General features: G+C 32.2%; 4 protein-coding genes. All 4 read right to left on the bottom strand.

Translation table 11 applies throughout. The features are described from left to right. Window positions 1-236: 236 nt before the first annotated feature. The 4 genes from ACQKMR_RS28310 to ACQKMR_RS28295 all read right to left on the bottom strand — a co-directional run bounded on the left by ACQKMR_RS28310 (window position 237) and on the right by ACQKMR_RS28295 (window position 2417). The gene (locus tag ACQKMR_RS28310) at window positions 237-542 is read right to left on the bottom strand and encodes an NIPSNAP family protein (RefSeq protein ID WP_427700236.1); all 306 of its coding nucleotides are present in this window, start codon (window positions 540-542) and stop codon (window positions 237-239) included. A 762-nt stretch (window positions 543-1304) separates the two neighbouring features. Further along, a complete protein-coding gene (locus tag ACQKMR_RS28305) occupies window positions 1305-1727 on the bottom strand; it encodes a hypothetical protein (protein WP_427700235.1) in 423 nt (140 codons plus the stop codon). 131 nt (window positions 1728-1858) lie between these two features. Beyond that, entirely contained in the window at window positions 1859-2125 is a 267-nt protein-coding gene (locus tag ACQKMR_RS28300) for a hypothetical protein (RefSeq protein WP_427700234.1), read from the bottom strand. 109 nt (window positions 2126-2234) lie between these two features. Continuing rightward, on the bottom strand, window positions 2235-2417 hold the full coding sequence (locus tag ACQKMR_RS28295) for a DUF4083 family protein (protein ID WP_201254753.1): 183 nt from the start codon (window positions 2415-2417) through the stop codon (window positions 2235-2237). Window positions 2418-2658 lie beyond the last annotated feature (241 nt).

Below are 2658 nucleotides of genomic sequence, written 5' to 3'. Positions count from 1 at the left end.
TTCCTTGCTAGGTAAGATATAGAACCTTATTAAAATAGTGGGTTTTCATTAAAATATCCAATTTAATTGTAACATAATGGATAATTTTATATGCCAATAGTTCGAATAAACTACGCTACTTAAACTAACCTGCCCCTTTAGTTCATTAAGGAAAAAAGCCACCAAATGGCAGCTCCGGATCTCAACTAACGCACCCGTTAGCTTAACAAGATATGTATAAGTTTTGATCTGTTCACTCACTCGAATACAGGGCGCATAAAGCTTCTCTCATAACTTAAAATACATTTAGTTTCTTCTGCAAATTTATAAGCTTTCTGACACTCTGCATCTAATGCCATTTTTACTCGGTACTCTTCATATGCTGCTAAACTTGGGAAAGTGAATAAGGCATAAGCAATGTTATTAGCGCCCTCATGTGGAAGAAAATAACCTTGATGTGTACCGCCCAATTTATTAACTAATCGAATCCATATCTTACCGTATTCCTCGAATTCCTCTACTTTATAAGGGTCAATAACATATTTCAGATAGCATGTAACCATTTTAATCCTCCTAAAAATCTATTTTTTTCCATCATAACATGCAAATGAACTAACCTGCCCCGTTGTTCTATTGATTCAAAATGAATTTTAGTTAAGGTTAAATAAAAAAAATAGTTGCAAAGAGCACTATTACTGTCCATATAAATGATAATTTAACCTTTTTCGCATTTGAAATTGTATTCTTTTTTATTTTATTTATTAAGGTTAAAACTAAAATGTTTATTAAAAATAGAAAATAATAGATGGTTATGAATAAGATCCACCTACTACTTTGAATTACTTCACTGAGGGGACTTATAAAAAATGCACTAATAAATACAACTATTGATATAACCAATAGGAAAGATACTATTATGTGCATTTTTTTCCAAATAGGATGCAATAAAAAAGTATCACTTTTCTTAGACTGAAAAAACATAAATAAGCTAAATAAACCAATAACAGCAATAATAAATAATAGTGTCATTAACATCTGTACTGTATTTACAGTGTTTGATGGAATTGACGTTGCCATATCTTTCTTAAAATAATCGGTTATAAATGCGAGAATTCCTAAAATGATTACTATAATCCCTTGGAGAAACGTCCACCGTGAAAACATCAATACATACACACCCTCTCTCTAAATTCTACGGATAGAAGCCCCAATAGTTTCATAATATTCCCTTCTAGAACTAACCTGCCCCGATAGTTGCATAAAGAAAGAGCTACCTTAAAGACAGCTCTGATCTTCAGCTAATGCACCCGTTAGTGAAATAAGGTTTAAACTTCTTCTTGATATATTTCTGATTTTATTGGCTTTAAATTCAAAGGTATTTTAAACTCCTGAAGGTTTTCTATATGATTTAAAAAACCATCTATATCATCATAATCCATTGACCATTCTTCTACCTCTAACCTTCTTAACTCAACTGTTGGTTTAAATAAAAATTCACAGTGAAGTTGTTCCATACGAGAATACTCGTCTTCTTCATAAACAGTAAATTGACGTACAAAATCAAAATGAAATAGTTCCTCTCCAGTAAAATCATAAATACCACATTGAAATAGAATTTCTTTATCTTCTTCTCCCTCAACTGGTTCTTTACAAAAATCCTTAAATGTTTCCCAAACTTTTTTTATATCATTGGCATCTTCACTAATCTTATCTTTAAGGTAACTTTCAGTATTTTTAACCGTAATCATTCCAACACCTCCGATATTATTATGTAATTATTCTTATTAAACTAAACTGCCCCTTTAGTTGCATAACAAAAAGGTTGCTTCAGCAACCTCCCTTATTGAACTAAAGCACCCGTGAGTTGATTAAGGATATTTTACTTTTTTAACTGTTTATTTAAAAATACAAGAAATACTCTTTGAGATTTTTCCCTTTTTATAATTCTTTTAACACGCATTGTACTTTGTAAATACTGCCTAACATTTCTATTTACAAAAAACAATCGATGATATTTTTCATCTTCGTATATATCTTTAAACCAAGTATGATTCTTCAACATTTCTATATTTCGATCAATTTTTCGAGTATGCAAAGAATTATCACCGAATCCTGCGGAAAGAATGCCTAAAAGAAAATCTAACATAGCTTAATTATCCCCCTGCAATTGAAGTAAAGCACCGGTTAGTTCTATAAGGCTTGTAGAGTTGACACAAACTGAGACGTAAAAATTATGTTAAAAAGGACAAAAAAGATTACTCTTTCTTATCCTTTTCAAGTAACACAATTATTCTATCAAGTTTTTGTTCGATACGATCTGACTTACTTGGCTGTTTAGTAACGAGTGACCGTACAAGAAAAAACACTCCAGAAAATATCCCAAATATACAAATAAGGTAAAATATCGAAAATATTGCATCGCCGCCATTAAAAGTCATAATAGTAACCACCTTTACAGATGGACTAAGCATACCATAATTTTCTACCACACAGTACGACTACACTACGCTTATGGAACTATCCTGTCCCGATAGGTGCATAAAGAAAATCTGCTTAAAGACAGCTCTGATCTTCAACTAACGCACCCGTTAGCCAACCATGCAGCGCACGACCAGCGCTGCACCACAGAGAATGAAAATGGTGGAAAACTGTCCATACTGATTCTATGGCTGGGTGAGG

The organism is Peribacillus sp. NPDC096540, assembly GCF_050278525.1.
In the GTDB taxonomy this organism is placed as follows: domain Bacteria; phylum Bacillota; class Bacilli; order Bacillales; family DSM-1321; genus Peribacillus.
Note: the sequence above shows the minus strand (reverse complement) of the source record. Positions and strands in the feature narration are given on the sequence as shown.